The sequence below is a fragment of the Halomonas sp. BM-2019 genome, from assembly GCF_017584085.1.
Genome location: NZ_CP071922.1, coordinates 1,625,156 through 1,628,206 on the forward strand (window position 1 = coordinate 1,625,156; position 3,051 = coordinate 1,628,206).

Consider the following 3,051-nt stretch of genomic DNA (forward strand, 5'->3'; position numbering starts at 1 on the left):
GGCCTTCTTTAAATTGCCTTGTCGTTACTTTGCTTTGCCGCCGTGGCCGGCCGGCCTGGGGTCAGTAGGGGGCCACCGTGATGTTGGCGCCGCTGCCGATCAGGCGTACCCGCTGGCCGGTCTGGAAGCGCTGGTCGGCCCGCTGGACGATGACCACGCGCTGGCCGTCATCGCGGCGGATCTCCATCTCCAAGGCGGTGACCCGGTTGGTGGCCTCCTCGATGCGCGTACCGGCCACGGCGCCGCCGATCACGCCGGCGGCGGTGGCCAGGTCACGGCCGGAACCGCCGCCGACCTGGCGACCCAGCAGGCCGCCCATGACCGCGCCCCCCCCGGTGCCGACGATGCCGCCGGCGCGGCTATCGGCCTGGATCTGCACCTGGCGAACGGCTTCGACGGTGCCGAAGGTGACGGTCTGGGCGGTACCGGCCTGGCTGCCACGATAGACATTGCCGCCCATGGTGGAGGTGTTGGCGCAGCCGGCCAGCGTCAGGGCGCCGATGGCCAGGATGGGAAGAAGACGTTTCATGCAGACCTCCAGAGGGACGTGCATCCGTGACGCTGCCCAGGGACATCCTGTCGCGGATGGTTAGAGAACGCTGTTCGCAAAAGTCTACCCAGCGCTTGCCGATTTGACCAGCGGCCGAGCAGAAGAGTGCCCCAGTGTAGCTGCGGAATCGGTCAAGGAGTGTGGAAATGGTGGTCGGCCCGACACAGAAAAGGGGAGGCGCAGGCCTCCCCCGAAGGTTCCAGTCGTGCTACCGCATCGCCCTGGTCAGAACTGGTTCATGGTGTTGTCCTTGCCTCCGGCCTTGAGCGCCGCGTCGCCGTGGAAGAACTCCTTGTGGTCGTCCCCGATGTTGGAGCCGGCCATGTCCTGGTGCCTGACGGTGGCGATACCCTGACGGATCTCGCGGCGCTGCACGCCCTCCACGTAGGCCAGCATGCCTTCGTCGCCGAAGTAGCCCTTGGCCAGGTTGTCGGTGGAGAGGGCCGCCGTGTGGTAGGTCGGCAGGGTGATCAGGTGGTGGAAGATGCCCGCCTCGCGAGAGGAGTCGCGCTGGAAGTTCCGCGTCCACTCGTCGGCCAGCTTGGCCAGCTCGGTGGCGTCGTAGTCCGGGCTCATCAGCCTGGCGCGGTCGTAGGCGGAGACATCCTTGCCTTCCTTCTCCCAGGCGTCGAACACCTGCTGACGGAAGTTGAGGGTCCAGTTGAAGGAGGGCGAGTTGTTGTAGACCAGCTTGGCGTCCGGCACCGCTTCGCGGATGCGGTTGACCATGCCGGCGATCTGGCCGACGTGGGGCTTCTCGGTCTCGATCCAGATCAGGTCGGCGCCATTCTGCAGGCTGGTGATGCAGTCCAGCACCACGCGGTCCTCACCGGTGCCCGGCTTGAACTGGAAGAGGCCGGAGGGCAGGCGCTTGAGCTTCTTGAGCTTGCCTTCGGACTTGATGACCACGTCGCCGTTGTCGATCTGGTCGGCGCTGTCGATGTAGTCGCCGTCCAGGAAGCTGTTGTACTGATCGCCCAGGTCGCCCGGCTCGTTGGTCACGGCGATCTTCTGGGTCAGGCCGGCACCGAGGGAGTCGGTACGGGCGACGATGACGCCATCGTCGACGCCCAGCTCCAGGAAGGCATAGCGCACGGCGTTGATCTTGGCCAGGAAGTCCTCGTGGGGCACGGTGACCTTGCCGTCCTGGTGGCCGCACTGCTTCTCGTCGGAGACCTGGTTCTCGATCTGGATACAGCAGGCGCCCGCCTCGATCATCTGCTTGGCCAGCAGGTAGGTGGCCTCGGCGTTGCCGAAGCCGGCGTCGATATCGGCAACGATCGGCACCACGTGGGTCTCGTGGTTGTCGATCAGCTGCTCGAGCTCGGCCATCTTGGCGCTGTCGCCGGCCTGCTTGGCCTCTTCCAGGGCGCGGAACAGGTGGTTGAGTTCCCAGGCGTCGGCCTGGCGCAGGAAGGTGTAGAGCTCTTCGATCAGGCCGGAGACGGCGGTCTTCTCGTGCATGGACTGGTCGGGCAGCGGACCGAACTCGGAGCGCAGGGCGGCGACCATCCAGCCGGAGAGGTAGAGGTAGCGGCGCTTGGTGGTGCCGAAGTGCTTCTTGATGGCGATCAGCTTCTGCTGGCCGATGAAGCCGTGCCAGCAGCCCAGGGACTGGGTGTACTGGGCAGTATCGGCGTCGTAGGCGGCCATGTCCTCGCGCATGATCTTGGCGGTGTACTTGGCGATGTCCAGGCCGGTCTTGAAGCGGTTCTGGGCACGCATGCGGGCGGCATTCTCGGGGCTGATGTCGGCCCATTTCCCCTGCATGGCTTCACGCAGTTGAGCCAGTGCCTTGATATCGTCTTTGTATGACATGGAACCATCCTTCCGATCAGAGGTGTCGTCGTCAGCCTTGGGCCGCCGCGCTGCGGCGCACTGCTGGCCTGCCGGTCGCCTGCGGCATCGACGGGCGTTGTCGCCGGTCATGCTGCGCCTGCGAAGTGATGCCAGATTCCACCGGGGCGTTCAATAAGTCTTTACGGCCTTGGTCGAATCAGTGTCGAGATCAAAACGCTTGCGGCGGATTGCTGATAATCGATAGCTGAACAATCGTTCTAATCCCGTCGTGTCTCCACTATGCCGCAGGGCCAAGGGGGACAGCAATTGACACTTGGGGGGAAGGAGGGTTGTAGCTCGACTACAGGAGTGGCGCGGCAGGGCGTGATCCTGTAGTCGACTTTCGCGGGCAGGCGAGGCGAAAGGGGGCTCAGTATGTCAGCGGAAGGCGCATATTGCGGTGCGGTATGCCGGCGTCGAGGAAGACCTCACCGTAGGCCGAGAAACCGAGGTTTTCGTAGAAGGCCAGGGCGTGGGTCTGGGCGGCGAGCTCCACGGCGTCGTGACCTTGGCGTCGTGCCGCCTCGATGGCGGCGCGCATCAGCGCCACCCCGATGCCCAGGCCGCGGGCCTCGGGCAGCACCGCGACGCGTCCGATATGGGCGTCGGGCAGCAGGCGAGCGGTGCCGATGGGGACGCCCTCCCGCAGCGCCAGGAAGTGC

At 65.4% G+C, this 3,051-nt stretch carries 3 protein-coding genes; all 3 read right to left on the minus strand.

Translation table 11 applies throughout. The features are described 5' to 3' along the window. Positions 1–61: 61 nt before the first annotated feature. A complete protein-coding gene (locus J5F18_RS08215; RefSeq protein ID WP_346301779.1) occupies positions 62–529 on the minus strand; it encodes a glycine zipper 2TM domain-containing protein in 468 nt (155 codons plus the stop codon). A gap of 246 nt (positions 530–775) precedes the next feature. Beyond that, positions 776–2,368 (minus strand): isocitrate lyase, encoded by a 1,593-nt coding sequence (locus J5F18_RS08220; RefSeq protein ID WP_346301780.1) that lies wholly within the window; start codon positions 2,366–2,368, stop codon positions 776–778. A 391-nt stretch (positions 2,369–2,759) separates the two neighbouring features. Then, positions 2,760–3,051: GNAT family N-acetyltransferase (locus J5F18_RS08225; protein ID WP_346301781.1), on the minus strand; the 292-nt coding region annotated here is incomplete at its 5' end.